This window comes from Bacillus sp. CCB-MMP212, assembly GCF_022748145.1.
GTDB classification, from domain to species: domain Bacteria; phylum Bacillota; class Bacilli; order Bacillales; family Bacillaceae_G; genus Bacillus_A; species Bacillus_A cereus.
In genome coordinates, this window is record NZ_JALDQE010000005.1 from 72811 (window position 1) to 99768 (window position 26958).

Below are 26958 nucleotides of genomic sequence, written 5' to 3' on the forward strand. Positions count from 1 at the left end.
ATGGTTGAAAAGAATAATAAGCTCGGCTTTGTTGTAGCGGGCTTATTGCTAGGTATTTTAATGGCATCAATGGATAATACCATTGTCGTAACAGCGATGGGAACAATCGTTGGTGATTTAGGAGGCCTTGAAAACTTTGTATGGGTCGTTTCTGCCTATATGGTCGCAGAAATGGCAGGTATGCCGATATTCGGAAAACTATCAGATATGTATGGTAGAAAGAGGTTCTTTATTTTCGGTTTAATCGTCTTTATGATTGGTTCGGCGCTTTGTGGTACTGCTGAAAATATTACACAGTTAGGGATTTATCGTGCCATTCAAGGTATTGGCGGCGGGGTATTAGTGCCGATCGCGTTTACTATCGTTTTTGATATTTTCCCTCCTGAAAAGCGCGGGAAAATGGGTGGTTTATTCGGAGCAGTATTTGGTTTATCGAGTATTTTTGGTCCGTTGCTTGGTGCGTATATTACAGATTACATAAGCTGGCACTGGGTATTTTATATTAACTTACCGCTTGGCGTTTTAGCACTTATTTTTATTACATTCTTTTATAAAGAGTCACGAGTTCATAGAAAGCAAAAAATTGATTGGTTTGGCGCAATTACTTTAGTTGGTGCAGTAGTTTCTTTAATGTTTGCGCTTGAACTGGGCGGACAAAAGTATGATTGGGATTCTAACTTTATTTTAAGTTTATTTGGTGGATTCGTTATTTTAATTATTGCATTCATTTTTATTGAACGTAAAGTAGAAGAACCGATCATTTCATTTGAGATGTTTAAACAACGTTTGTTCGGAATGAGTACAATTATTGCTTTATGTTACGGAGCTGCATTTATGTCAGCAACTGTATACATTCCATTATTCATTCAAGGTGTATACGGTGGCACTGCAACAAACTCAGGATTATTACTTTTACCAATGATGTTAGGCTCAGTCGTAACAGCGCAGTTAGGTGGTTTTTTAACGACAAAGCTTAGCTACCGAAACATTATGATCATTTCTGCGGTTATTATGCTAATTGGACTATTTTTATTAAGCACATTAACGCCAGAAACAAGTCGTGCATTATTAACAGTGTATATGATCATTATCGGATTTGGAGTCGGTTTCTCATTCTCTGTACTAAGTATGGCAGCTATTCACAACTTCGGTATGGAACAGCGCGGATCTGCGACTTCGACGAGTAATTTCATTCGTTCATTAGGTATGACACTTGGTATTACAATCTTCGGAATGATTCAAAGAACAGGTTTCCAAGATCAATTAGAAGAAGCATTTAAAGGTATGAGCGGGGGAATGAATACAAACACATTAGGGGATTCAAGAGCCATTTTATCAGAATCGGCAAGATCTCAAATCCCTCCGCAAATATTAGATAAGATTATTGATGCTCTTTCTAGTTCAATTGTTCAAACGTTCATGTGGGCATTGGTACCAGCTGGATTAGCATTCATATTCATTTTCTTTATGGGAAATGAGCGCATGGTAATTAAGAAACAACAAAAGAATAAAAAGAGCGAAACATCAAAAGCGTAATGAAAAAGCTCCTTTCCAATTGGAAAGGAGCTTTTTCGTATGTATGGTGTTAGATTAGCCTTCGATAATTTCGTATTCTTCGTCTGCAAGTAATAAAATTTGTGTTTTCTTACCTTTGTTTTGAACTTCGATTACATCGTATGCACCTAAGTCTCTTACTTTGCTTTGAGAAGCGTTAACCATAACTTCCATAGAATCAATTAAGATATCTTCTTCAATGTATGATTCAGGCAATGCCATATCTTCAGTTTCTAATACACATGCGTATAGATTTTGTAAGTTTTCAGCAGTTGGGTTTTGTTCCTCAACATCAATGATGTTTTTTACTGCTTCCATATTTTCTTCTTTTACTTGGTATACTTTAATTTTAGCCATTGTTTTAATCTCCTTTATAACGTAATCGTAGAGGCTACACTTCATTATAACGTTTTTTTCATGAAAGATGAAATTGTTATATGTATTTATAGTAAAAATTATGTGTTATTACTCATTATTGGTGTAATTCCCTTACTAATATTATGAATAGGTAACGATATTCCTACGTTAAAGTTATATTGTCCAAGCTTTTTTGTTTTCCTTTCATATATATGTATTAGCTATTCTATATAAAGAAGGGATGGAGTGTAAGTGGATTGTGAGCCGAAACGTGATTGTGGATGTTGCCAAAATAGTATATGTGAATTTTTACAAAGTCTAGAACCGTATACTAAAGTTGAAAGTATTGTAATAGCAGGAAACGAAATCGTTGTATCCTATTTTCTTTCGTTTAATGTGATGAAAGGGATTGTATCATTTGTACAAGAAGACAGTGAGGTTATATTTGTAGATTGCTCAAAAATTGATGCAATCCGAATAGGAAAAGTTTGTAGTTGCAAATCGAAAGTTAAATATATTGAAGAGGACTTTAGCTTGCTAGGAAATGTGTGCCCGCAATGTTTAACAGAGGGGAGCACAATCTTTTTCGATTTTCATAATCCAGAATTAAATTTATCTTTACAAGCGAAAACAATTGATGCACCTATATGTACTGAATTTACAGATGAACTTGGGAATATAGTAAAGCAAGTTGCAATCGTAGGTGAAGCAATTGTTTCTAAGGATTTTGTTCAAGTACCTGAACTGTTAGATTTTCGATTAGTTTTATCGGATACTGCTGCGAACCCTTTGAAGTTTGGAATACTATTCATTAATTTTCCTGATATTACATTCATTATTCTTTTCGCATCTAGTGGATACTTAAACATTTCAAATTGTTTAAAAGTAGAGAGTGGAACTGGTAATATCGAAATAGAAGAGCTGAAAAAAATGATAAAGGATGACGATAACACGTACAAATCGGTTGTTAAATTGACTAAGATATATAAGAACGGTGAGACGGAATCTTTTATTTCTAAGAAGGAGTTATAACGCATTTTTTGATAAATCCTCATACATTATGTTGAGGGTTTATACATACACGATGTATATTCTAAAGTTTAAAAAGTGAGATACTCTTTTTTTATTAGATGTTATAATAATTTTATATTTGTGAATAATTTATAATTATATAAAATTTTAGTTTAATAGGTGTTTGCTTATATGGTAAGTGGTTGATTGAAAAATTGTATAAGTTGATTCTTAAAGATTTAGAATACGATTGATTTTAAAGAAGGCGGGAATGTAAATGATATATGAAGCGAATATACGTACAAGAAAAAAACTAGTTTCTATGTTTGATGATTTCAATAACGTTGTTTTACTTTCTTATTTACAAGGACATATGGGTACTGCTTGGGTAAATGATCTTGAAAATCCAACAGTAGCACAAGTTATGGTAGGAATTTTCACATTTTACGCTGGAGACCCAAATGTGCAAGAAACAGAAGAGTTATTACGTAATATTCCAGAAAGAATTTTAGTTATCGTAAATAGTGAAGAGTGGAAACAACGCCTAGAAACATTCCATGAAAGAAAAATAGATAAGTTTTTACGTTATAAATTCAAACGAAATCCAGAAGTTTTTAATCGTTCAAAATTACAATCTTTTATATCAACACTTCCAAAAGGATATGAGTTAAAAAGAATAGATGAGCATATCGCAAATAGCCCTACATTACATAAGATCTCCGAAGATTTTACAAGTCAATTTCAGTCGGTAGAAGATTATATAAACCGTGGTATAGGTTATAGCATTTTATATAACGGAAAAGTTGTATGCGGTGCATCCTCGTATAGTATTTATAATGATGGAATTGAAATTGAAGTTGCGACTGATCACAATCATAGAAGAAAAGGTTTGGCAACTGTAGTTAGTGCAGCTCTTATATTGGATTGCTTAGAAAATGGAAAGTATCCAAACTGGGACGCAGCGAATACTACATCTGCTAACCTAGCAGAAAAGTTAGGATATGTTTTTGATAAAGCGTATGATACTTATTTTGTGGATAATAAATTACATACTAAAAAATAAATGCGCCCTAGTACGTAAGTCTAGGGCGCATTTATTAGTTGGTAAATATCTTCATAACAATTTTAACACATTTCATCTTTTGAATGTTCGGAATTAAAGATATTTATGTGACTTTTTGAAAAAATAAAAGAGCAGCTAGCAAAAGCTTACTGCTCCTCTCCAAGGGAGAATGGAGAAATACAATCATGTTACCTATAGTATTGACGGAACATTAAGTTTTAATCAGCCATTTATAAAAGGAGAGATAAAATATCTTTAATTAATCCTTAGGCTCCGATTAGGAGTACTGATAGAAAAACGATTGAGAATATACTTTGTTATCCCTCATTAACGGGCAGTAAAACCCCCACTGATTAAAGTTTCGCTTTATTACATTTACAATTTAAATAGTAGAACGTGTTTTTCGTAGTTCTCCAAACACCAATTATATTTTTTTAGAATAATTGGATGGACTGCTTCTTTCGTAGTATCGACTTCAGTATAGCCATATTTCTTATAAAAGTTTTCTAATTCCTCAAAAGGAAGACAATATACATCTTGTATTTGTGATTTTCTCGCAGTTTCTACTAAAAATGAAACAAGCTCACCAGCTAATTGTAGCCCTCTAAATTGAGGCAAAATAAAAATTCCACCCATTTCTAAAGTATCTGCATCTATTTGGACTAATCGTCCAACACCTGCATACTCATTGTTATATGTAATAATTGCAACTTTATCTCTCTTTAAATCACTTCGTACAAATCCTATCGATTCATATTGATTATTAATCCATTCTAGATCATTAGATGTAGCTAGTTGAATACTCATGTGCATCCTCCTTTGGCCAACTTGCGCTATTTTCATTATATAGAAAATAATTTTAGGAAAAAAGTAGTTGGAATCGCATAATTTTCATTAATAGTTCAAGTTTTGAAGAATAGTGCATACAATATAAAGTGTTTTCCTTTCTTCATTTAAGTTTTACGTATATAATTTAAAAGTACTATTTTTATTTTATTATTTTATATTTATAACAGAATAGAGGTTTAAAAATGGGTGTTAAAATCATTACGGATAGTGCGGCGGATTTACCAGTAGAATTGCTGCAAGCATATGATATTGATTTAATTCCACTCCGTGTATATGATGAAGCAGAAACAGAGTATTTAGATGGAGTAACATTAGAGTCAGTTACATTATTGCAAAAAATGAGAGAAGGCGCTGTTTATAGAACGTCACTGCCTTCACTTGAAACTTTCCAAGAAAAATTTGTTTCTTATGCAAAAGAAGGTAATCCTTGTATATATTTAGCTTTTTCATCTGAACTGTCTGGTACATATCAATCATCAGTTGTCATTAAAGAGGAAGTAAAAGAAACATATGTAGATTTAGATTTAGAAATTATTGATACGAAATGTGCTTCGCTTGGTCAAGGTCTTGTCGTTTTAGAAGCTGCTAAAATGGCAAAAGATGGCGCATCAAAAGAAGATATTTTAAACCGTGTCGCTTTTCTAATGAACCATATGGAGCACATCTTCACTGTAGCTGACTTACAGTACCTTGTTAGAGGTGGACGTTTAAGTAAAGTAGCTGGTTTTATCGGTGGTTTACTAAACATTAAGCCGATCTTAAACGTGGAAGAAGGAAAACTTGTACCACTTGAAAAGGTACGAGGGAAAAAGAAAGTATTAAGCCGTATTGTTGATATTATGGAAGAGCGTGGTAAAGACCTTAAAGGTCAAACAATCGGTATGACTCACGGTGACGATTTAGAAACAGCTGAAGCATTAAAAGCATTAATTACGGAAAGATTTGGCTGTGAAGTATTTATCGTAAATACAATTGGTGCAGCAATCGGAGCACATACAGGACCTGGCGTTATAACGTTATTTTTCTTAAATGAAGTAGAGTAAAGGATTGATCTTTTGATCAATCCTTTTTTATTTTTTAATCTGTGATAATCGGTCGTTATGGTATTGATGAAGATAAAATCTTTGAAGTTTTCCTATATCAAATGCAATCTAGTAGAGGGAGTATTTTTTATATGTGGAATGATACTTAATGGTAGAAGAAAAGAGTATAAATAAGAATGTATTTATAGTAATCTGAATATTTAATGATATCGAAATTTTGTCATTTCATATATAATTGTGTAGGGAGAAATATCTGTAACTATTTGTAAAAATAGGAGGCGGCTATAAAAATGCAAGAAATTGCTAGATGGGATTTAAATCGACTGTATTTGAATGAGGATATTCTATTTCCGATTTTGGAGTTGAAAGAGCAATATTTTGTAACAAAAGATGTAGAGATTCTTTCAAAGCTTATACAAGCTATTGAAAAAGCAGAATACTATTTGTACTGTCAATCGGTTGAAGAAAGTGTTTCATCTGACCTTACTAAATTGACTGTGAAAGTGAAGGAACTAAAAAGTGAAGTACAGCAAGTAATAAAACATAATGAAGTGGAAACTTCAGATAATACTAAGTTAATAAAAGATGAACTTAATGCGTGGGAAAATATGTACATACAATTACGGGATAGAATAGAAATAGAGCACAATAATAAACTATTATCCTTTGGACAAGCAAATACTATTGCAATGAATAGTGATAATGAAAAGGAAAGATTAGAAGTATTCGAGTTACTTACAAGTACTTTATATAAGGAAAAAGAAATCTTTGCTACCGTATTAAATCAAATAGGGAGATTGCGTAATATAAAGAGTAATGAAATAGAAGATAGAGAGATTTTAACACAATCTTTTCATGCGAATGGCATTTCAGAAACTGTATTATTACAAATGTGGAATGTGACAGAAGAAAATCTTGATAAATTAGTAAGTGCTTTAAACGTGTATAAGAAAGGGAAAGCTTCGATTATATGGCATGAACTTATGACAGTAAAGGAAAGTAATAAGGTTACTATTCCTTTTTCAGTAGCAGTACAAAACGTTTATGATGCATGTAAGAATATTGATGAAGAATTAGCAGAATTTGCACGTAATGCGATAGAAAGTGGATGGGTAGATGCTGAACCGGGAGAGAATAAACCACCAGGTGGGTTTTGTGCTCCATTTTTCAGTGAGAAAGAATCTCGAATTTCAATGCGTTATGATGGGAGTATAGATAGTGTAAGAGTGCTCGCTCATGAATTAGGACATGCTTGGCATTTTTATAATATGAGTTTTGAACAATCTACATCTTTTTTAGATGATTATTTGCCGATGAGTACGGCTGAATCAGCATCTATTTTCTTTGAAACGGTACTCTTAAATTATCTAATTGAAACAACGGATAGTAAAGATATGAAAAAGGCATTGCTTAGCTGGAAAATAAGAAATAGTTTTAATTATGTAATGGCAATACGAGCATCGTATCAGTTTGAAAAAACATTTTATGAAAAATGTAAAGAGGGTCCATTAAGTGCTGATGAAATTGAGAAATTATCTATAATGGCACAAAAAGAAGCATATGGAAATGCTTTAAGTGAATACCAGCCGTTTGTATGGATGAAATATATTCAATTTTATATAGCAGATGTTCCTTTTTACAATTATCCATACACATTTGGATATTTAGTAAGTTTTAGTTTATTAGAAATAGCTCAAGAAAGTAAAAGTACTTTTCATCCGAAATATAAAGAGTTTTTAAGAGAAACAGGAAAGGCTCCAGTAGAGGAGCTTATGAAAAAATATTTTGAAATAGATATAAGAAATTATGAATTTTGGAATAAGGCTTTTATTCAAATTTCTAAAGACATTGATGAATATTTGCAGCTTATGTAAGGGGAGAGTATAGTGGATCAACAGTTTATAAAAGGTATACCTTTTTCAACTTTAGAATATGCAAAAGCTATAAGTTTATTAAAAGGTTGGATACATGAACAACAAGAGAAACCAAGGTTTGTAGTAACTGCAAATCCTGAAATTGTTATGTCTGCAAAGGAAAATACGGAAAAATCAAAGCAGTTTAAAAAGATGTTACTATCTGCGGATTTAATAACAGCGGACGGGATTGGTGTCATAATTGGCTCGAAAATATTAAAAGGAACTTTGAAAGAACGTGTTACTGGGGCGGATTTAACTCACGATTTAATAAAATATTGTAACGACAATGAATATCGTGTCTTTCTTTTTGGAGCCGCTCCAGAAAGTAATAAAAAGGCATTAGAAAAATTAAATGAGCAGTTCCCAGGAGCACAGTTTAAAGGACAGCATGGATTTGTAAATGGTGAAGAAATAGAAAAAATAAAAATAAAAATAAAAATTAAGCAATTCAAGCCGCATTTACTACTCGTAGGACTAGGTTCACCAAAACAAGAAGGGTTCATCTATGAAAACATACAAACATTAAACGTTCCGCTATCTATTGGTATCGGAGGCATGATTGATATAATATCTGGTACTGTAAAAAGAGCACCGAAAATGATGAGGGATACTGGAACTGAATGGCTGTATAGGTTACTCTCACAGCCGAAAAGATTGAAGAGGCAACTTGTACTTCCGAAATTTTTATTGTCGGTTATGTTAGAGAGAGTGAAAGGAATGCCAAGCTAAGAAAGGACAAGTAAGATGATAGAGCCGTTATCTAATGAAAAAGCTACAATCATTTTTCAAGAGCTGAAAGTAGAATGTGAAACTTTATTTGAATTTAAAATTCGAAATGCAATACCTATTCATCGTGGTTGGCTAAATTTGAAGTGGAAACTCGAAACGGATGCAGGGGATTTTGTATTAAAGCAATATAATCAAGAACGGTACAAAATGTATAACTCAGACCTTTTAATACAAGCATTACAACAACAGCAAAGATTACATAATAATGGTGTAAGTTGTCCAAGGGTATTAATTTATAAAAATAATGTAATGCATATATCAAAAAGTGATGAAAGATTTATAGTATTAGAATATAAGGAAGGTAGCTTAGTTTCACCAGGAAAAGTGAATCAAAAGGAAATTCACTCTCTTGGTCAGACGATAGGTTATATGCATAACTTGTTAAATGATGGCTCTTTAATAAAAGGAGAAAATCCTAAATTTGTTCCACCTACTAAAGAGGCGAGATTGAAACATTGGGAAGAAAAAATGAGAGAAGTAGAGAAGCTAGGAAAAGAGCACATTCTCCCTTATATAAAATTACAGCAAGAAGCAACACAATTGGTAAATACAGAACAATTTCATAATAGCCAACGGGGATGGGTGCACCGTGATTTATGGGTAGATAATTTCTTGTTTCTTAATGATAAAGTATCAGCGATTCTTGATTTTGATCGCATGGATTACGATTATGTAGAGTTAGATATTGGCCGTGTAGTTATATCGTGCGCATTAAGTGACGGAGTATTAAATAAGAGTCTTGTTGCATCATTTTTAGAAGGGTACCGCAATGAAGTAGACTTTCCAGTAGGGAATATTGTTCAGGCAATTCAAATGCTTTGGTACATGGAGAGTACTTGGTGGATCCATGCCAATATGGATCAGCATAGTGTACCACCTTCACGCTTTGCAGATGAAATGAATTGGATAGCTGAAAATTATGGTGTATTACATAATATATTGGCCGACTTATAAATAAAGAGGAGACTACATACATGAACAGAATCGGCATTATTGGAGCAATGCAAATTGAAATAGATTTACTTTTAGAAAAACTAGTTATACAAGAGGAACAGACAATAGCGGGAATGCCTTTTTATATTGGAGAATTCATGGGAATAGAAGTAATTATTACACGTTCTGGTGTAGGGAAAGTAAATGCAGCTGCATGCGCGCAAACATTAATTCATAAATTTGATGTAGACTCTATCATTAATACGGGCGTTGCTGGCGGATTACATTCAGATGTAAAAGTCGGCGATATAGTTATTTCAACGAATGTTACTCATCATGATGTAAGTAAAACTCAAATGAAAAACTTATTTCCGTTCCAAGAGGAATTTATTGCAAGTAAGGAATTGGTAGAGTTAGCACGTAAAGCTTGTATTAGTAGTAGTTTACAGATTGCAGTTCATGAAGGAAGAATTGTCAGCGGTGAATGTTTTGTTGAAGATTCAAAGTTAAAGGCGAAATTAATAGACGAATACGCACCTCATTGTACAGAAATGGAAGGGGCAGCAATTGGACATGTTGCCTATATAAATGATATACCGTTTCTCATTATAAGATGTATTTCTGACAGCGCAGATGATGAAGCTCAAATTTCTTATGATGACTTCGCGAAAACTGCTGCGAATTATTGCTCAGAAATTATTATTGAGATGCTTAAAAATATATCTGGTAAAACCATAGTCCAAAAGGAGAGATAGGAATGTTACAAGCATTAATTTTTGATATGGACGGAACATTATTTCAAACAGATAAAATTTTAGAATTATCATTAGATGATACTTTTGATCACTTAAGATCATTACAATTATGGGATACAGTAACACCAATTGATAAATATAGAGAAATTATGGGTGTGCCGTTACCGAAAGTTTGGGAAGCTTTATTACCGAACCATTCTATTGAAGTAAGAGAACAAACAGATGCATATTTTTTAGATAGACTTATTGAAAATATAAAAAGCGGAAAAGGTGCTTTATATCCAAATGTAAAAGAAATATTTACATATATAAAAGAAAATAATTGTTCCATTTACATTGCTAGTAATGGTTTGAAAGAATATTTACGAGCAATCGTAACTTATTATGCTTTAGACAAGTGGGTGACTGAAACGTTTAGTATTGAACAAATACAATCGCTAAATAAAGGTGACTTAGTTAAAAGTATTATGAACAAATATGATATAAAAGAGGCAGCCGTAGTTGGTGACCGGCTATCTGATATAAATGCAGCGAAAGACAACGGTTTACTTGCAATTGGGTGCAATTTTGATTTTGCGCAAGAAGATGAACTTGCTCAGGCTGATATAGTAATAGATGGTTTAATGGGGTTGAAGGGAATATTATCTGAAGTGAAGAATACGCACACTATGAATTAAATAAAGTAACAACCATAAAAATGCTCAGAATAAATGATTCTCGAGCATTTTTATATATTTTCGTACTTAGGGGGAATGGACTTGAAAGATATACATATTCAACAAATAGAAAATTTAATGGAATATGAATTCAGTCATCTCGTTCAAGAGAGTGAAGAAGAAGGTTTTAATTTCCTTATAAGGATAATAAATGAATATAAAAACAAAATAAATGTATTCAATAAAACTGGAGAATGTTTATATGGTGTTTTCCGAGGTGATATGTTAATTGGAGTTGGAGGTTTAAATGAGGATCCGTACACAAAAGACAATAAGATTGGGCGGTTAAGGAGATTTTATATTTCAAAGGATTTTCGGCGTATAGGGTTAGGGAACTTATTATTAAACCAACTATTATGTCATGCGGAAAAGTATTTTGAAGTGATTGTATTACATGCTCACACGAAGGAAGGAGATGCGTTCTATACTGCAAATGGATTTGTAAAAGAGGGATTATATAAGGGATCTAGTCACTACAAAGTATTATCGAGGTAGCTACCAAAAGAATAGACGGACAGGTATTTTAGTTGGTAAATCGATATATCTTAAAAATCGCTGATATATGAAGTTGCGATCCTTATATTAAAAACAACTTTTATAATTTCATTTACTAAATTGTTATTATAAAAAAGAGCACCTTAGCTTTTAAAATTTAGCTTATAAGGTGACTCCTTTTCAGTCAATTACGTTTTAACGTTCATTTGTTTCAATAATAATCCTGGTTTACCTTTTACATAATAAAAATGCGGATTATTTTCATCATCATAAAGCATAATATAAGGCTTTTCATTTAGTGGGAGCAGTATAATTACTTCGTCTATTGTAGCGTGTAACCATTGATTAGTAATAGAAACCGGCTTAGATAATGGGATTTTTATCATATAGCCATCTTTTGGAACGACATTTAAGTTTTTAAATGGACCAGTAATTGCTTTAGCGTATTGAACTGCTTCTTTTTGGACTATTGGATCTAAAGATTGTTTTTGAATGACCATTTCTTTTTGACAATCAAACACTTCAATCTGTTGATTTGTATTTGCGAATGCATTTGTTGATAATAGAAATAAAAGAAGAGAAATGACCCCGATTTTTTTTATCATAATACAACACCTCACCATTACTATCCCCTCAAAAGCTTTAAATATTTTTCTGTCACATTCATGTAACAAAGATGTTGTATGATACAATTGGTTTTTGTTTAAAAGCAATGGAGGAAAAAATATGAAAGTTTTAATTGCAGATGACGAACAAGATATGTTAAGAATTTTAAAAGCTTATTTTGAAAAAGAAGGCTTCGAAGTTTTATTAGCAAAAGACGGAGAGGAAGCACTTCAAATATTTTATGATGAAAAAATTGATTTAGCTATTTTGGATTGGATGATGCCAAAACATAGTGGTATTACTGTCTGTCAGGAAATAAAAAAGAATTCAAGCGTAAAAGTATTAATGCTTACGGCGAAAAGTGAAAGTGAAGATGAATTAGCAGCACTTCAAAGCGGGGCAGATGAGTACGTGAAAAAACCATTTCATCCAGGAGTACTAATTACGCGAGCGAAAAAACTTATTCAGCATGATGATATTATTCAAGTACAAGATGTAAAGATAAATTTCGCCAAAAATAAAGTATATAAAAATGATATAGAGTTAGAAATTACAAAAACAGAGCTCGAATTAATAAAATGCTTTTTAAATCATAAAGGAACGATTTTAACTCGTAAAAAATTGCTAGATATTGTATGGGGATTTGACTATTTTGGAGAAGAGAGAACGGTTGATACACATGTAAGAAGGCTGCGTAAAAAAATTGGAGAAAATATTATTAAGACGCATCGCGGGCTGGGATATAGTTTGGAGGAACAAAGTGAATAAACTTGGGAAAAAGTTATTTTTAAGTATTTCTGCAACTGTTATTCTCATCTTTATGATTTCATTATTATTCATTAACAATCTCTTACCGAACTATACTATTTATAAAACACGTGAAAACTTAAATAAATTTACAACACAAATACAAAATACAACAGTGGAAAATATAGAGGATGTTATTCATACAATTGAAAGTGAAAATAACGTTACAATTGCGTATACCCCAATTAATCAGTCAGAAGATGCTATGAACGAAGCGTTACGCATGCAACTTACGAAAAAGAAAGTAACTTTAAATAAGCTTTGGATTACGAAAGACGAAGTTATGAAAGTGAAGACGGAAGGGCAATCGAATAAACTGTACGATCAAGGAAAGGTAAAAGCGAGTTTTTTTGCTAAATATATTGCGAAAGATGATACGATAATTTTAATTGGGACTTCCATTGCGAATTCAAATGAAATTATAAATACGTTAAATACATTTTACTTATACATCGTATGTTTCTCGCTCCTTCTTATTATTTTACTTGTGTGGATACTTTCAAAAATAATAACGACGCCACTGAAGGAGCTAAGTGATGTGGCTCAGGATATTTCACATTTGCAGTTTAAAAGAACGAAAGTGAAAACGAATGATGAAATAGGAGAGTTGGCCAATAGTATTAATATCATGAGTGAAAAACTACATGAAGCACATCAAGACTTAACTGATCGTAATGAACATTTAAAACGATTTATGGGTGATGTAACGCATGAATTAAAGACACCGATCGCATTAGTAAAAGCATACTCTATGGGGATTAAAGATGGATTAGATGATGGGACTTATGTAGATACAATTATTAAACAAACAGATCAAATATCAAACTTAATTGAAGAACTATTACGATTTTCTAAACTAGAAAGAGATATTTTACAAAAAGAAGAATTCCCCATTGAACCACTGGTCCAGAGTATATTAGATAAGCATCAGATTGACCTGGATTCGAAAGCAATTGACTTACAAGTAAACTGTAATACGGGTGATACAATCGTTTATGCAGATTTAAATAAAATGAGAATGGTATTTCAAAATTTAATTTCTAATGCAATAAAATATACAGCAAATCAAAGCATAATAATTACTTTAGAAGATAGAAATAAAAGTATATATTTTCAAATAAAAAATGGCATTCATACGGATAAAATTAAAGATATCGAGAAAATTTGGGAGCCTTTTTACGTACTAGAATCTTCTCGTAGTAAAGAAAAATCAGGTACAGGATTAGGACTAGCGATAGTGAAAAGTATTTTAGAAAGACATGGTTTTGAATATGGAGTTTCCTCTATAAATGGAGAAATTCAATTTTATATAAATGTGAAAAAGGACTAATGAAAATTTAGTCCTTTTTGCAGCTTTAGAGGTTAGCGATACAGGATGAATCACCAAAATTTTCGAAATTGATGTATTAAATGGAGAATTAGCAAATGTTCTACTTTCATTAAATTCACGTGAAGTTCACAGGGAAACGTTATATTTACATAGTTACATTTGAATTTAATGAAGTGAGGTATTCGGATTTGAAAAGAAAGAAATTAGTAATTGGTAGCATTTTAATGGGGATGACGTTATCTTTATCTGCATGTGGTTCATCAGATAATATTGTAACTACAAAATCAGGAAGCATTTCAGAAAGTGATTTTAACAAAAAATTAAAAGAAAACTATGGTAAACAGAATTTATCTGAAATGGTAGTAGAGAAAGTATTAAATGATAAATATAAAGTTACGGATGAAGAGGTAACGAAACAACTGAAAGAATTAAAAGACAAGATGGGCGATAATTTTAATACATATATGGAATCTAATGGTGTGAAAAATGAAGATCAGTTGAAAGAGAAATTAAAGCTTACTTTCGCTTTTGAAAAAGCTATTAAAGCAACCGTAACGGAAAAAGATATTAAAGATCACTATAAGCCAAAGCTTCAAGTTAGCCATATTTTAGTGAAAGATGAAAAGACAGCAAAAGAAATTAAAGAAAAATTAAATAGTGGCGAAGATTTCGCGGCATTGGCTAAACAATATTCAGAGGATCCAGGTTCTAAAGAAAAAGGTGGAGAACTATCTGAATTTGGACCAGGTATGATGGTGAAAGAATTTGAGGATGCTGCATATAAGTTAGAAGTTGGTCAATTGAGTGAACCTGTTAAATCTTCTTTCGGATATCATATTATTAAGTTAACGGATAAAAAAGAGCTTAAACCGTATGAGGAAGAGAAAGAGAATATTCGTAAAGAATTAGAACAGCAACGTATACAAGATCCTCAATTCCATCAACAAGTTACTAGAGATCTGCTTAAAAATGCAGATATAAAAGTATCTGATAAAGACTTGAAAGATACCTTTAAAGAGTTAGAAAAATAATAAATGGAATGTAAGACAATCGATAGAAATATCGGTTGTCTTTTTCTCTATTTTTCCGGCTATTTGCCGGGCAGTAAGACCCCAAAACTCAAAATTCAGCGGAAGCAAAGAAATTAGGTGGGGGCCCCGCTGCCCGTAAACGCCCGATTGGTGAGGGCTCACTTTATATAGAAGCTGGGAGTGGGAAAATACTTTCACACCTGCATTAAATTTTATTTAACAAGAAATCTTTGAGTTTCTCAACTATTATAACAAAATAAAACTGAATTTTCAGTTATTTTGTTATATAGTAAAAGAGAACGAATAAGGGGAGGGAACATTTTGAGTAAAAAGAAAATGGCAATTACACTGTCAGCAATGCTATCTGCAACAATTATACCTAGCTTTACTATGGATGTGCATGCAGAGAAGAAAGAAGAGACAAAAAATACGAAAATTGAATTAGAAAACGGGATGACAAAGCCGATTTATTCTCTCGATGAAGCTATTATCGAAAATTTATATGTAGAGACAGAAGTTGATAGTGATCGCGACGGTAAGAAAGACAGAGTATCGATAAAAGTTATGCGTCCAAAGACAGATTCGAATGTGAAGGTTCCTGTTATTTATGAAATGAGTCCATATCGATCTGGATTAAAAGATGTTCCTGTATATAATGTAGATGAAGAATTGTATGCGTATGAAGGAAAACCGTATGGAGCGGTTAATCTTGGTTCGTATGGGAACTATTACGTACCAAGAGGTTATGCAGTTATTCTAGGCGAAAGTATCGGTACTGGAAAATCAGATGGATGCCCTACAACTGGAGATGAACAAGAAATACTCGGTACAAAGTCTGTTATTGATTGGGTAAACGGTCGCGCGAAAGCATTTACAGAACAGGGTGAGGAAGTTCAGGCAAATTGGTCTACAGGAAATGTAGGTATGACTGGAGTTTCTTATAATGGTACACTACCAAATGCTGTTGCGACTACTGGAGTTGAAGGTTTAAAAACAATTATTCCAATCGCAGCAATTAGTAGTTGGTATGATTATTATCGTGCAAATGGTGCAGTAATTGCGCCAGGCGGATATCAAGGAGAAGATACAGATAATATGGCAGAAGCAGTACTGACAAGGGAAAATCCTGAAGTTTGCGGACAAGTTATAAAAGAGTTAACGGCTGGACAAGACCGAAAAACAGGTAATTATAATGATTTTTGGGATAAACGCAATTATGTAAAAGATGCTAAAAATGTAAAAGCAAGCGTATTTGTTGTTCATGGTTTAAATGATTGGAATGTTAAGACGAAGCAGTTCGCGCAATGGTGGGATGCACTCGGAGAAAATAATGTTCCTCGTAAAATGTGGCTACACCAAGGTGGTCATGGTGGGACATCAAGTAATAACTGGCAGCAAACACAAAATAAATGGTTAGATTATTGGTTGTACGGAATTGAAAATGGAATTATGGATGAACCAATGGTTGATGTGCAAAGAGAAAATAAATCGTGGCAAAAGATAAAAAATTGGCCAGATCCAGCGGCTGTACCTTCAAAAATCCGTATGTATTTAAGTAATAAATCAGTCAATTTCCCACTAAGTATGGGATCGGCTAATAAAGTTTTCTCATTCTTAGATGATGCACAAATGAAATCAAATCAATTAGTAGCAAACCCAGAATTAGAAGTAGCCAATCGATTAGTATATACAATGCCTGTACTTCAAAAAGATACACGCATAAGTGGTACACCAAAGATTTCAATTACAGGAAATATTGATCGATCTGTATCAAATTTAACAGCATTACTTGTTGACTATGGAGGAACGAAGCCGGAAATCGTAACGAGGGGCTGGATGGATCCACAAAACTTGAATAATATAGAAGATTCAACAGCGATTCAACCGGGCAAAGATTATACATTTATATGGGACATGCAGCCAGATGATTATGTCTTTAAAGCTGGACATCAAATAGGGGTCGTTTTAATTGCTAGCGACTATGATTATACAATTAGACCGAAAGCGGGCACGAAACTTACAGTGAAATTAAGTGAAGTGACATTGCCGATTGTGAAATAAATATTTTTTCCAAAGAGCTTACTAAAGTAAGCTTTTTGTTTTATAGTCTGAATTTTTAATTTTATATTTCAAATTGGAAGGTTATGTAATACAATATCATTATATTCTATGGAAAGTGAGTGATATAATATGACAGTCAGCTCTTTCGAAATCTCATTAAAACTAGAGGTACGAGAAGATTAGTTGAATTGGAATCTTCCGTACGTAAAAACGGAGGAGAAAATAAATGTTTAGTTTTTATAGTACACTTTGTACGGAACTGTATGATTACACAAAACCAGTCGGTTATTCTTTAAATGGTGATATTGAGTATTACAAAGAACGTTTAAAAGATTGTAGAGGTAGAATTCTCGAAGCTGCAGTAGGTTCAGGGCGTGTCATCATTCCGCTTCTAGAGGCTGGTTTTAAAGTGGATGGGATAGATTATTCACCTGAAATGCTTGATTCTTGCCGTAAGCGGTGTAAAGAGAGAGGCTTACATCCTAATTTATATGAAGGAAGCTTGCAACAATTTTCACTTCCGCATAAATATGAGGCAATTATCATTCCTACTGGATCTTTTTGTTTAATTGAAAATCGTGTGGATTCTATAAACGCATTGAAATGTTTTTATGAACATCTTAATCCAGGCGGACGATTAATCGTAGATATTATGCTTCCGCATGACTGGAAGACTGGGGAAATTCATACATCGACTTTTTCTTTGCCGAGTGGAGACGGAATCACATTAGAAAATAAATCAATTGAAATAGATTGGCTGAACCAAGTTACTGTATCATATTTGAAATATGAAAAGTGGAGTAAAGGACAGCTAGTACAAACAGAGTTACAACGTTTTGCGCTGCGCTGGTATGGAATAGTAGAGTTTAAACTCCTTTTAGAAAGTATAGGTTTCTCTAACATTACTTGCTCTGCTGAATATGTTTATGAAAAAGAACCGTCAAATGCAAATCAAATGATTACTTTTGAAGCTCTGCGAAACGAAAAATAGAGAACTATCTATGGAAACAAGGCAGTCAATACAAAATCGACTGTCTTGTTTCCATTGTCCAAGCATTCTCCTACTAACTACATATACTATTTATGTTAAAATCAGTCACTATTTTAAACAGGACTGCTATTTTAATATATATAACTATTCAGGGAAGAGGGGAGAATAAATTTGGAAAACGAAGAACAAGGTAGAATTGAAAATCAAGTGTATTCAAATCGTGTAGTAAGATCAGAATTTGATTCGAATTGGGAAACTTGTATATCAAAGAGTGGTTATGTAATTTATATAGCAACAAGTAATAATGCTGAAGTAATAGTACTTCTTGCAGATGGTTCAAGTAAATTATTAATTTTCGAAAAAGGTGGTAAAGTAGTAGTAGGTGGCGGTGGAACAAGTCATTACAGTAAGCCACATATTGCAAGAAATATTTAAGGTAAAACATGTTAATTGAGAAGAAGCTGGAAGACGGTTAGTCATTCATATTTAGAGAATGACTAACGGTTTTTAAATGTAGTTTTTGAAGAATTATATAACTAATATAAAAAGCATTTCCTATTTCGGGAAATGCTTTTTATATGTTATAGTATAATAGTGTTTTAAAACAATGTTGTTTTAATATATTTCAAATTTTGTTATGTATTATTTTTATATTAAATTAGCACCTAAAGTATTTTTTTATATAAGGAGTAGTAATTAGAGAAATGAAAAATATAGACTTTATACTAGAAAGTGATGAGGCATTAAAACCGTCTGAACGATTAGTACTATTATTATTAGAGAAGCATAGAATGTTATATACGAACGATCTATTGGCATTATCAAATTTATCATATAAAACATTAACAGATTCATTAACGGCGCTTGTTTTAAAATCGTATGTGTTAAAGGAAACAGGTAAGGGAAGAAGACAGAATTGCTATAGATTAGTATGATAAGGCAGCTGTTTTAGAGATTTTTACATATGTTTTTTAATCGTAAGGCGAAAATGTGTTTTGGGTTTTCAAACGAAAAACTTACTATAAGAGGGGCTAAGATAGTAGTATTTCATTTTTGTAAGTGTAATTATTTCGTCATTGAAAATACTAAAATAAAATAAACCGCATAAAACAGAAATAAAAAAACAATCCATTTTTAAAATGGATTGTTTTTTTATTGGAATAATATTATTTGATATGTTGAAAGTATGAATAGCAGAATAAATATTACCTGTTTTAGTTCATGCAACTGAACAAATATGATGAAAACTATGTGTATAGTTTTTTTAATTGCTTTTTTCAGTAACTCTAATGAAATCATAGTCTTTATTGTTTAAAGGTATTATTTTTAACATTATTGCTATTCAACATTTAGTACAAAAGTAATTTATAATATTATTATGTAAACTTAAGTTTTTAAAAGGAAAATGTAATAATTAATAGAACATGTAGAAGGGGATGCTTAAATATTTTGAAGGATAGGAGATTATTATGGAGCATTTACAATCAATAGCACAAGCTGTTTTAAGTGGTCATAAGGAAAAAGTAGTGGAGTTTATAAAGGCGAGTCCAAGTATTGTTAACGAATGTAGTGAAGATGGATGGACACCACTTCATTTAGCAGCTTATTTTGGACAGAAAGAAATAGCGAGTTTTCTTTTAGAAAGCGGTGCAGATATACATAGTAGAGCGAAAAACGAAAATGAAAATACGCCTTTGCAAGCAGCAATTGCGAACAAGCAAAGTGAACTTGTTGCTTTCTTAATTGAAAAAGGATCAGATGTAAATATTATGCAAAGTGGTGGCTGGACAGGACTTCACGAAGCGGCATTATTAGGAAATGAAGAAATAATTATGTTACTCCTTAAAAATGGAGCTAATAAGATGATAAAGAAATATGATGGGAAAACAGCGTATGATATTGCATTAGAAAAAGGATATGATCATCTATTACATCATTTGAAACAGGAAGTGAACTTATGATGAATAAATGGAGTGTTGGTATATTTTTATTTAATGAAGTAGAAGTGTTAGACTTTGCAGGGCCATTTGAAGTTTTTTCTGTAACTGAGGTGAATGAAGAAAAACCATTTACTGTTTATACCGTTAGCGAGAATGGGGAAATGATTACAGCAAGGAACGGATTGAAGGTACAGCCAGATTATAGTATTGAAAATTTACCACCAGTGGATATTTTAATAATTCCGGGTGGGCTAGGTGCTAGAGAATATGAAATAAAAAATGAAATAGTAATAAAATGGATTGGCCAGCAAATGAAAGAAGTAAAGCTGATGACGTCAGTTTGTACAGGAGCGCTATTACTGGCGAAAGCAGGTTTATTGGCAGGTTTAAAAGCAACAACACATTGGGCTAGTATTGAAAAGTTTAAAAATGAGTTTCAAAATGTTGAAGTTATAGAAAATGTAAAGTTTGTAGATGAAGGACATATTATAACATCTGCCGGAATTTCAGCTGGAATTAATATGGCATTTCATATTGTGAAAAACTTGTTAGGTGTGCATGTTGCGGAGGACACAGCGAAGCGAATGGAGTATGATATTAGTTTGCCAAATTAAAAAGCCCGGATTGGGCTTTTTATATTGAATGAATATAGTTAAGCTCTTCATCACTCAAAATAGGGCGAACAGATGCATTTGCATTTTCTTGTGCTTGCGTTCCTGACTTCGCACCAGGAATTACAACACTTACTGCCGGATGAGAGAGTACATAGCGAAGTGCAAGTTGCCCGAGGGTCTGATTTTTATTTGAGAGCAACCTAAGTTTTTCTACGGTTTGTAAGTCTTCTTGAAACCAAGTTTCATTTGGCCATTCTTTGCGTAAATCTCCATCTGGAAAAATTGTTTTATTTGTGAATTTTCCAGTTAAAATGCCCATTTTTAATGGACCACGAATAATAGCTCCTAGATTTTTCTCTTGTAAGAATGGTAATATATCTTTTTCTGGTTTTCGATTTAATATATTGTAATCAAGTTGTACGATATCAATTTCGTTGTTTTTATTGAAATGATGAATGTATTGTAAATCATGAGTCGAAACACCGACTGCTCTTACTTTGCCATCACGTTTTAATATGTCAAATGCACGTAGAAATGCTTCTGTTTCTCTACGATTATGCCACCAAATATGACAAAAATAAAGATCAATATAATCTGTTTGAAGACGTTGTAAACTTGTTTCGAATACGGCGATGATTTTTTCGGGAGTATCATATACAGGAACTCCATTAGGATCGTAGTGGTGTCCGATTAAACCACCTTTCGTTGATAGGATAATATTATTACGATGTCCTTTAATCGCGGTAGCTACCAACTTTTCACTATGTCCTAAACCATACACATCCGCAGTATCAATAAAATTCACACCACACTCAATTGCTTTTTTTATAGCAGTTATAGATTGTTTATCGTTAACAGGTCCCCATTCATCACCACCGATTGCCCATGCCCCAAAACCTATTTCAGAAACAGTTATTCCAGTTTTACCTAATGTGCGGTAATGCATATTTCCCCTCCTTGTAAGCATGTTATAACATGGATATGTGGGGAAGGAATTTTGTGTGTAAAAAAACTCTTCTACAATAGTAGAAAAAGAATTACAGAAACTACTATTTTATAGCAGCATACATAAAAAATTTCGATGTAAATATGGAAATGTCGTCGAATGCTATCTTTAATTGGGTAATTTATGGGATATTTTTGTGAAGGAGTTTATTTTATAAGAATAGAATTTAGTTTAGTAAGAAAACGTGCCGATGGTAGTGAAAAATATGGGTTAGGGGGATTTGAATGAGGAAACTCAAACGAGTAAATGTTCCTAATATACCAGAGCAATCATCACAACCTAGTGACAAGCGTAAGATAAATAAAAAGAAGTTAAGGCGTCTTATTTTAATGGTCCTTTTTATTGCGGCAACTACTCTGTACGTTCAATATATTTTAACGAAACAACAAGAAGTAATTGATAAAAAGAAAGATATGATTACGGATCAAAAGAAACAATTAGTATCTTTAAAGAAAGATAAAGGTTCTTTAAAGACTAACATAGAAAATTTAACAGACGATGAAGAAGAAATTTTGAAGTTTGCGAGAAAAGAGTATCAATTTTCTAAGTCAAATGAAACTATATTTGTGATGCCAAAGTAATGAAAAAACAGTTAGCCATAGCTAACTGTTTTTTCATGTTTAAATGTCATGGTACAAGGAACAATCACATATTGTAAAAATGAAGAGTTTGAGATATTTTCACAATTATGGAATATACACTGAAATAAATATTGTTAAAATTCTGTTAATTGTATTATAATACAAGATAAGCGGATACATTTTTTAATCAACGTTGAGTTCATCGCTCATACGACTATTAAGAAACCCGTTATCCTCGTATAAGAAAGGAAGGTAGCTGTGTACGCTTCAAATACAATTTATGTCGTAGGGGATGCGAAAGCACCTCAAAATAATCCCATTACTGAAAAGTTTAAAAGCTATTTCGTAGCATTTGTTCTTGTTAAGGATACAGGGGAAATTGTAGATGCAGATTGCTCAGCGACAATTGCATTAACATCTCAATTTGTTAAATATTTATTTTTACATAAAAATATAAATGACCCAGCGTTAGTAATGGAAGTGAAGAACCGTTATTTCGGTTCTTCTCAAAAAGCGTTACTTGTAGCGCTAAAAGATGCACAGAAAAAATATAATCAGATTGCTGCTTTGTCTACTCAATCATAGACAAAATCCAGCCGTAAGAATCATTCTTATGGCTGGATTTTTTTATTCCACATTAAAGTCCTACATCAAAAGCAAAGTAGAGAGATAGGAGAGTAAATGCTCAATAGGTTTACCTAATAATCTGTGGGTAATAAATTTCCGGTGGATTAAGATTTCACTTCATTGGAGAACGAAAGGATGAACAAAATGAAAATTACAGACGTAAAAGTAAATCGTAGACGTATAAAACTTCATACACCGTTTAAAACCGCGCTTCGTACTGTAACAGAAATTGAAAGTATAGATGTTTATATTCATACAGACGAAGGAGTGATTGGTAAGGGGGCTGCAGCCGCAACGCCAGTTATTACGGGTGATTTCACCAGTGGAATGGAAGAAGCGATTTTAGGACCGATGCGTTCATGTTTAATTGGTCAAGATATCATTCAGTTTCAGCAGTTACTACAGCGCATTCAAATGAGTTGTATTGGAAATTCAAGTGCGAAAGCAGCGGTAGATATCGCTCTATATGATGTATATTGCCAATATCAAAATGTGCCGTTATATGCATTGTTAGGCGGGAAGAAAGAAATTTATACCGATATTACAGTGAGTGTGGATGAGCCTGTATTAATGGCAAAAGAAGCGAAGAAACATATAGAAAAAGGATTTCAAACATTAAAGATTAAAGTGGGTAAAGAGGCGCATTTAGATTTGGAACGTATTGAGGCAATTCGAAATGTGGTACCAAGAAATACGACATTACGTTTAGATGCGAATCAAGGTTGGAGTCCAAAAGAAGCGATCTCTATCATTCAAGAGATGGAAAATCGTAATTTAAATATAGAATTTATTGAACAACCAGTACACGCGAAAGATTGGGATGGGTTAAAGTATGTCAAAGATCGTGTGCAAACGCCAATTATGGCCGATGAAAGTATATTTTCAGCAAGTGATGCATTAAAGCTCGTTCAAGGAAGATACGCAGACTTAATTAATATTAAATTAATGAAATGTGGTGGCATACGTGAAGCATGGCGTATTGCAGATATCGCAGAAACGGCTGGTGTGAAGTGTATGGTGGGAAGCATGATGGAATCTTCACTTTCCGTTAGCGCTGTTGCACATTTAGCGGCAGCACATCCTAATATACATTATTTTGATCTTGATGCACCGCTTTGGTTAATGGAAGAGCCAGAAGGAATGACTTATTCTGGATCAAAGGTAAACCTTCAATCAACAGTGAATAGTAAGTCTTAGGAGAAGAGACTAGTAAACTATTTTTTTAAGGGGGATATATATGAAAAAAGCAGGAACTGCATTTTTAACAACTTTATTTATATTTTCATCGTTTACATTGGCAAATGCTGAAGAAAAGAAGGATAATAAAGCATTTATAGATGTATCTGCTGCAACGTTATGGACAGCACCTGATTCATTAAGGTCAATCGATACACCGAGTGCAACAAATCCAGTGGATCTTTGGAAATGGACGAAATCAATGACACTTGACGAGAAACTATGGTTAACAAATGCAAATAAATTAGAAACACAAGCGTTACTCGGTCAAGAAGTAACTGTTATTGATAAGAAAGGCGAGTGGGTGAAGGTATTAGTGCATGGACAGCCAACACCACGAAATGAAGAAGGTTATCCGGGCTGGATGCCTGAAAAGCAATTAACATATAATCAAGAATTTGCAGATAAAACAAATGAACCTTTTGTATTAATAACAAAGCCAACAGCGATTTTATATATAAATCCTTCTGAAAAACATAAATCACTTGAAGTCAGTTATAATACAAGACTGCCGCTATTAAGTGAAGACACAATTTCATACCGTGTATTGTTGCCAAATGGTCAGAAAGCATGGCTACGAAAAAATGATGGAACAGTTTACCGTTCTCAAACTGATATTCCAACTCCGGCGGCCGATGATTTAATTAACACAGGGAAAATATTTTTAGGTTTACCGTATATATGGGCTGGTACAAGTGGTTTTGGATTTGATTGCTCTGGCTTCACGCATACGATCTATAAATCGCACGGCATTACAATTCCGCGAGATTCTGGACCGCAATCAAGAGCAGGAATTGCAGTTGATAAAGAAAACTTACAAAAGGGAGATTTAATCTTCTTTGCACATGATCAAGGGAAAGGTAGTGTCCATCACGTTGCAATGTATATTGGTGATGGCAATATGATTCACTCACCAAGAGCTGAAAGGTCGGTAGAGATTATACCGCTAAATACACCAGGATATATAGAAGAATACGCTGGTGCACGTCGTTACTTACCTTAAAAATAGAGGGGGTTTTCAAATGAAAAAAATTGTTCGTTACTCATTAGTTAGTACTCTATTAGCTTCTTCATTTTTAGTTGGCTGCGCAAAAGAAAAAACTGCAACAAAGCCGAAAGATGAGAAGAAAGTATTGCAGTTACTAGAAATAGGTGAAATTCCGTCGTTAAATTCAGGAAAAGTAACAGATGCAGTCTCGTTTAACGTTTTAAATAACGTAATGGAAGGACTATTCCGTTTATCGAAAAATGATGAAGTAATTGAGGCAGGCGTACAAAAATATGAAGTGAGTAAAGATGGAAAGACATATACATTCCAATTGCGTGATGCGAAATGGTCTAACGGAGATCCAGTAACCGCTCATGATTACGTATACGCTTGGAAGCAATTGATTAATCCAGATACCGCTTCTCAATATGCATACATTGCGTACGATGTGAAAAACGCTGAGAAGATAAATAAAAAACAACTAGGTCTAGATGAATTAGGAGTAAAAGCGAAGGATGATAAAACATTCGTCGTAGAGCTAGAACATCCTGTACCGTATTTTACGAAATTATTAATTTTACCATCCTTCTATCCAATTAACGAAAAATATGCGAAAGAGCAAGGTGATAAATACGGATTAGAAGCAAATAAAGCGGTATATAATGGACCATTTACATTATCAGAGTGGAAGCATGAAGCTAGCTTTACAATGAAGAAAAACGATAAGTATTGGGATAAAAAAGAAGTGAAGTTAGATGAAGTAAACTATCAAATTGTAAAAGAAATTTCAACTGCGGTAAATTTATATGAAACAGATAAAGTTGATAGAGCTGTTATTTCTACAGAATTCGTAGATAAATATAAAAATAATAAAGAGCTAAAACAATACACAGATCCAGTTATGTACTTCTTCCGATTTAATGAAAATGTACCGATTCTTAAAAATAAAAATGCAAGGCTTGCGCTAAGTACAGTTTTTGATAAGAAAGGACTCGCAGATTCATTTTTAAATGATGGTTCGGTTGCTGCAAATTATTACGTACCAAAAGGATTCTTAAAAGGCCCAGGTAAGAAAGATTTTAGAAGTACGGCTGGTGAGTTTAATAAGACGAATGTAAAACAGGCGAAGGAATATTGGGAGAAAGCAAAACAAGAGACAGGTACAAATGAAGTGACGTTAGAACTATTAAATTATGACTTAGAAAACTTTAAAAAAGTCGGAGAGTACATTAAAGAGCAGCTTGAGAAAAATTTACCTGGATTAAAAGTGAATGTGAAATTACAGCCACATACGCAAAAATTAGCACTTGAGAAGAAGAAAGAATATGAAATGTCGTTATCACGCTGGTTACCGGATTATCCAGATCCAATGACTTACTTAGAAGTATTCCTTTCTGGAAGCAGTGTTAATAATACAGAATATGCAAACCCAGAATATGATGCGTTAATTAAGAAGATTAAAACAGAATTAGGTAATGATGAAAAGGCTCGCTGGAAAGCAATGCAAGATGCTGAAAAAATGCTACTTGATGATGCAGTAATTGCACCGGTATTCCAGCGTGGATTATCTTACTTACAAAAACCATATGTGAAAGATTTATATGTACATCAATTTGGTCCATCTACAAGTTTAAAATGGGCAGATGTACAAAAATAAAA

General features: G+C 33.0%; 28 protein-coding genes. 24 read left to right on the forward strand and 4 right to left on the reverse strand.

Annotation, left to right across the window (positions count from 1 at the left end):
- The gene (locus MRP26_RS15070; RefSeq protein ID WP_069355784.1) at positions 1 to 1536 is read left to right on the forward strand and encodes an MDR family MFS transporter; all 1536 of its coding nucleotides are present in this window, start codon (positions 1 to 3) and stop codon (positions 1534 to 1536) included.
- 54 nt (positions 1537 to 1590) lie between these two features.
- Here the strand turns inward: MRP26_RS15070 and MRP26_RS15075 are convergent, their stop codons facing one another.
- Entirely contained in the window at positions 1591 to 1911 is a 321-nt protein-coding gene (locus tag MRP26_RS15075; RefSeq protein WP_001062742.1) for a hypothetical protein, read from the reverse strand.
- Positions 1912 to 2163: 252 nt separating this feature from the next.
- On the opposite strand from MRP26_RS15075, the gene MRP26_RS15080 reads away from it, so the two are divergent.
- Both MRP26_RS15080 and MRP26_RS15085 read left to right on the forward strand, forming a co-directional pair.
- Positions 2164 to 2943, forward strand: coding sequence for a BC_2878 family exosporium-associated protein (locus MRP26_RS15080; RefSeq protein WP_088023828.1), 780 nt, complete (start codon positions 2164 to 2166; stop codon positions 2941 to 2943).
- A 256-nt stretch (positions 2944 to 3199) separates the two neighbouring features.
- A complete protein-coding gene (locus MRP26_RS15085) occupies positions 3200 to 3985 on the forward strand; it encodes a GNAT family N-acetyltransferase (RefSeq protein ID WP_242806254.1) in 786 nt (261 codons plus the stop codon).
- A gap of 375 nt (positions 3986 to 4360) precedes the next feature.
- On the opposite strand, the gene MRP26_RS15090 is transcribed toward MRP26_RS15085, so the two are convergent.
- The gene (locus MRP26_RS15090) at positions 4361 to 4792 is read right to left on the reverse strand and encodes a GNAT family N-acetyltransferase (protein WP_029442581.1); all 432 of its coding nucleotides are present in this window, start codon (positions 4790 to 4792) and stop codon (positions 4361 to 4363) included.
- 224 nt (positions 4793 to 5016) lie between these two features.
- Between MRP26_RS15090 and MRP26_RS15095 the strand changes: the two genes are divergently transcribed.
- From MRP26_RS15095 to MRP26_RS15125, 7 genes are all read left to right on the forward strand, one after another.
- Entirely contained in the window at positions 5017 to 5877 is an 861-nt protein-coding gene (locus MRP26_RS15095; protein ID WP_000538280.1) for a DegV family protein, read from the forward strand.
- A 290-nt stretch (positions 5878 to 6167) separates the two neighbouring features.
- Positions 6168 to 7751, forward strand: a complete 1584-nt coding sequence (locus tag MRP26_RS15100; protein ID WP_242806255.1) for a M3 family metallopeptidase — start codon at positions 6168 to 6170, stop codon at positions 7749 to 7751.
- 12 nt (positions 7752 to 7763) lie between these two features.
- Entirely contained in the window at positions 7764 to 8522 is a 759-nt protein-coding gene (locus tag MRP26_RS15105) for a WecB/TagA/CpsF family glycosyltransferase (protein WP_242806257.1), read from the forward strand.
- Between the two features lie 15 nt (positions 8523 to 8537).
- Positions 8538 to 9536: a phosphotransferase gene (locus MRP26_RS15110; RefSeq protein WP_242806259.1), complete on the forward strand. Its 999-nt coding sequence runs from the start codon at positions 8538 to 8540 to the stop codon at positions 9534 to 9536.
- A gap of 20 nt (positions 9537 to 9556) precedes the next feature.
- A complete protein-coding gene (locus tag MRP26_RS15115) occupies positions 9557 to 10270 on the forward strand; it encodes a 5'-methylthioadenosine/adenosylhomocysteine nucleosidase (protein WP_001079715.1) in 714 nt (237 codons plus the stop codon).
- Positions 10271 to 10272: 2 nt separating this feature from the next.
- Positions 10273 to 10947, forward strand: coding sequence for an HAD hydrolase-like protein (locus MRP26_RS15120; RefSeq protein ID WP_075719676.1), 675 nt, complete (start codon positions 10273 to 10275; stop codon positions 10945 to 10947).
- A gap of 33 nt (positions 10948 to 10980) precedes the next feature.
- Positions 10981 to 11481: a GNAT family N-acetyltransferase gene (locus MRP26_RS15125; RefSeq protein ID WP_242806260.1), complete on the forward strand. Its 501-nt coding sequence runs from the start codon at positions 10981 to 10983 to the stop codon at positions 11479 to 11481.
- 188 nt (positions 11482 to 11669) lie between these two features.
- On the opposite strand, the gene MRP26_RS15130 is transcribed toward MRP26_RS15125, so the two are convergent.
- Positions 11670 to 12086 carry a hypothetical protein gene (locus tag MRP26_RS15130; RefSeq protein ID WP_088023853.1) on the reverse strand — a complete coding sequence of 139 codons (417 nt, stop codon included), beginning with the start codon at positions 12084 to 12086 and terminating at the stop codon, positions 11670 to 11672.
- Positions 12087 to 12207: 121 nt separating this feature from the next.
- Here MRP26_RS15130 and MRP26_RS15135 point away from each other — a divergent pair, with 121 nt between their 5' ends.
- The 9 genes from MRP26_RS15135 to MRP26_RS15175 all read left to right on the forward strand — a co-directional run bounded on the left by MRP26_RS15135 (position 12208) and on the right by MRP26_RS15175 (position 20861).
- A complete protein-coding gene (locus MRP26_RS15135) occupies positions 12208 to 12855 on the forward strand; it encodes a response regulator transcription factor (RefSeq protein WP_000865979.1) in 648 nt (215 codons plus the stop codon).
- The gene (locus MRP26_RS15140; RefSeq protein WP_088023855.1) at positions 12848 to 14224 is read left to right on the forward strand and encodes a sensor histidine kinase; all 1377 of its coding nucleotides are present in this window, start codon (positions 12848 to 12850) and stop codon (positions 14222 to 14224) included. Before MRP26_RS15135 ends, MRP26_RS15140 begins: the two co-directional genes overlap by 8 nt.
- A 188-nt stretch (positions 14225 to 14412) precedes the next feature.
- Positions 14413 to 15255, forward strand: a complete 843-nt coding sequence (locus MRP26_RS15145; protein ID WP_001987511.1) for a peptidylprolyl isomerase PrsA — start codon at positions 14413 to 14415, stop codon at positions 15253 to 15255.
- A 321-nt stretch (positions 15256 to 15576) separates the two neighbouring features.
- A complete protein-coding gene (locus MRP26_RS15150) occupies positions 15577 to 17316 on the forward strand; it encodes a Xaa-Pro dipeptidyl-peptidase (RefSeq protein ID WP_078401829.1) in 1740 nt (579 codons plus the stop codon).
- Between the two features lie 226 nt (positions 17317 to 17542).
- Positions 17543 to 18307: a class I SAM-dependent methyltransferase gene (locus MRP26_RS15155; protein ID WP_000490914.1), complete on the forward strand. Its 765-nt coding sequence runs from the start codon at positions 17543 to 17545 to the stop codon at positions 18305 to 18307.
- Positions 18308 to 18478: 171 nt separating this feature from the next.
- Positions 18479 to 18742, forward strand: coding sequence for a hypothetical protein (locus tag MRP26_RS15160; protein WP_075720378.1), 264 nt, complete (start codon positions 18479 to 18481; stop codon positions 18740 to 18742).
- A gap of 269 nt (positions 18743 to 19011) precedes the next feature.
- Positions 19012 to 19242 carry a hypothetical protein gene (locus MRP26_RS15165; protein ID WP_000789031.1) on the forward strand — a complete coding sequence of 77 codons (231 nt, stop codon included), beginning with the start codon at positions 19012 to 19014 and terminating at the stop codon, positions 19240 to 19242.
- Positions 19243 to 19776: 534 nt separating this feature from the next.
- Entirely contained in the window at positions 19777 to 20268 is a 492-nt protein-coding gene (locus tag MRP26_RS15170; RefSeq protein WP_000400688.1) for an ankyrin repeat domain-containing protein, read from the forward strand.
- Positions 20265 to 20861 (forward strand): DJ-1/PfpI family protein, encoded by a 597-nt coding sequence (locus MRP26_RS15175; protein WP_000981420.1) that lies wholly within the window; start codon positions 20265 to 20267, stop codon positions 20859 to 20861. The genes MRP26_RS15170 and MRP26_RS15175 overlap by 4 nt, the downstream gene beginning before the upstream one ends.
- A 19-nt stretch (positions 20862 to 20880) precedes the next feature.
- Here the strand turns inward: MRP26_RS15175 and MRP26_RS15180 are convergent, their stop codons facing one another.
- Entirely contained in the window at positions 20881 to 21807 is a 927-nt protein-coding gene (locus MRP26_RS15180; RefSeq protein ID WP_016081254.1) for an aldo/keto reductase, read from the reverse strand.
- A 284-nt stretch (positions 21808 to 22091) separates the two neighbouring features.
- Between MRP26_RS15180 and MRP26_RS15185 the strand changes: the two genes are divergently transcribed.
- From MRP26_RS15185 to MRP26_RS15205, 5 genes are all read left to right on the forward strand, one after another.
- The gene (locus MRP26_RS15185) at positions 22092 to 22448 is read left to right on the forward strand and encodes an FtsB family cell division protein (protein WP_001228736.1); all 357 of its coding nucleotides are present in this window, start codon (positions 22092 to 22094) and stop codon (positions 22446 to 22448) included.
- Positions 22449 to 22706: 258 nt separating this feature from the next.
- A complete protein-coding gene (locus MRP26_RS15190) occupies positions 22707 to 23033 on the forward strand; it encodes a DUF3870 domain-containing protein (RefSeq protein ID WP_000271322.1) in 327 nt (108 codons plus the stop codon).
- A gap of 177 nt (positions 23034 to 23210) precedes the next feature.
- A complete protein-coding gene (locus MRP26_RS15195; protein ID WP_001038451.1) occupies positions 23211 to 24272 on the forward strand; it encodes a dipeptide epimerase in 1062 nt (353 codons plus the stop codon).
- A 40-nt stretch (positions 24273 to 24312) separates the two neighbouring features.
- A complete protein-coding gene (locus MRP26_RS15200; RefSeq protein WP_242806261.1) occupies positions 24313 to 25314 on the forward strand; it encodes a C40 family peptidase in 1002 nt (333 codons plus the stop codon).
- Between the two features lie 19 nt (positions 25315 to 25333).
- Complete coding sequence (locus tag MRP26_RS15205; RefSeq protein ID WP_242806262.1) at positions 25334 to 26956, forward strand: peptide ABC transporter substrate-binding protein; 1623 nt, start codon at positions 25334 to 25336, stop codon at positions 26954 to 26956.
- Positions 26957 to 26958: the final 2 nt, after the last annotated feature.

Coding starts and splice junctions, on each gene's coding strand:
- MRP26_RS15070 (WP_069355784.1), top strand. CDS start 1: ATGGTTGAAAAGAATAATAAGCTCGGCTTTGTTGTAGCGGGCTTATTG.
- MRP26_RS15075 (WP_001062742.1), bottom strand. CDS start 1,911: ATGGCTAAAATTAAAGTATACCAAGTAAAAGAAGAAAATATGGAAGCA.
- MRP26_RS15085 (WP_242806254.1), top strand. CDS start 3,200: ATGATATATGAAGCGAATATACGTACAAGAAAAAAACTAGTTTCTATG.
- MRP26_RS15090 (WP_029442581.1), bottom strand. CDS start 4,792: ATGAGTATTCAACTAGCTACATCTAATGATCTAGAATGGATTAATAAT.
- MRP26_RS15095 (WP_000538280.1), top strand. CDS start 5,017: ATGGGTGTTAAAATCATTACGGATAGTGCGGCGGATTTACCAGTAGAA.
- MRP26_RS15100 (WP_242806255.1), top strand. CDS start 6,168: ATGCAAGAAATTGCTAGATGGGATTTAAATCGACTGTATTTGAATGAG.
- MRP26_RS15110 (WP_242806259.1), top strand. CDS start 8,538: ATGATAGAGCCGTTATCTAATGAAAAAGCTACAATCATTTTTCAAGAG.
- MRP26_RS15115 (WP_001079715.1), top strand. CDS start 9,557: ATGAACAGAATCGGCATTATTGGAGCAATGCAAATTGAAATAGATTTA.
- MRP26_RS15120 (WP_075719676.1), top strand. CDS start 10,273: ATGTTACAAGCATTAATTTTTGATATGGACGGAACATTATTTCAAACA.
- MRP26_RS15125 (WP_242806260.1), top strand. CDS start 10,981: ATGATTCTCGAGCATTTTTATATATTTTCGTACTTAGGGGGAATGGAC.
- MRP26_RS15130 (WP_088023853.1), bottom strand. CDS start 12,086: ATGATAAAAAAAATCGGGGTCATTTCTCTTCTTTTATTTCTATTATCA.
- MRP26_RS15135 (WP_000865979.1), top strand. CDS start 12,208: ATGAAAGTTTTAATTGCAGATGACGAACAAGATATGTTAAGAATTTTA.
- MRP26_RS15155 (WP_000490914.1), top strand. CDS start 17,543: ATGTTTAGTTTTTATAGTACACTTTGTACGGAACTGTATGATTACACA.
- MRP26_RS15165 (WP_000789031.1), top strand. CDS start 19,012: ATGAAAAATATAGACTTTATACTAGAAAGTGATGAGGCATTAAAACCG.
- MRP26_RS15170 (WP_000400688.1), top strand. CDS start 19,777: ATGGAGCATTTACAATCAATAGCACAAGCTGTTTTAAGTGGTCATAAG.
- MRP26_RS15175 (WP_000981420.1), top strand. CDS start 20,265: ATGATGAATAAATGGAGTGTTGGTATATTTTTATTTAATGAAGTAGAA.
- MRP26_RS15180 (WP_016081254.1), bottom strand. CDS start 21,807: ATGCATTACCGCACATTAGGTAAAACTGGAATAACTGTTTCTGAAATA.
- MRP26_RS15185 (WP_001228736.1), top strand. CDS start 22,092: ATGAGGAAACTCAAACGAGTAAATGTTCCTAATATACCAGAGCAATCA.
- MRP26_RS15195 (WP_001038451.1), top strand. CDS start 23,211: ATGAACAAAATGAAAATTACAGACGTAAAAGTAAATCGTAGACGTATA.
- MRP26_RS15200 (WP_242806261.1), top strand. CDS start 24,313: ATGAAAAAAGCAGGAACTGCATTTTTAACAACTTTATTTATATTTTCA.
- MRP26_RS15205 (WP_242806262.1), top strand. CDS start 25,334: ATGAAAAAAATTGTTCGTTACTCATTAGTTAGTACTCTATTAGCTTCT.